Below are 285 nucleotides of genomic sequence, written 5' to 3' on the forward strand. Positions count from 1 at the left end.
CGGCGGCCTCCCGGGTGTCAACCTCCGGGGCGCCACCCCGCCCCCCTCCGTCCTGGGATAGCCTGGCCAGCGGTCTCTCGAAGTCGAGAGACCTATCAGGGTCCGGCATGGCGGGCGTGCTCTGCCGGAGCACTGACCCCTCACTCAGGCATCAGCTGGAGAAGGCAGACCATGACCCGCACTCCCGTCACCGTCACCGTCACCGGCGCGGCCGACCAGATCGGCTACGCGCTGCTGTTCCGCATCGCGTCGGGCCAGCTGCTCGGTGCCGACACCCCGGTCAAG

1 pseudogene is annotated in these 285 nt (G+C 70.5%); it reads left to right on the top strand.

Annotated elements, in window-relative coordinates:
• Positions 1-171: 171 nt before the first annotated feature.
• Positions 172-285: pseudogene (locus tag LO771_RS30410) on the top strand (malate dehydrogenase); the annotation flags it as partial.

The sequence above is a fragment of the Streptacidiphilus sp. ASG 303 genome (genome assembly GCF_020991365.1).
Lineage (GTDB): Bacteria > Actinomycetota > Actinomycetes > Streptomycetales > Streptomycetaceae > Peterkaempfera.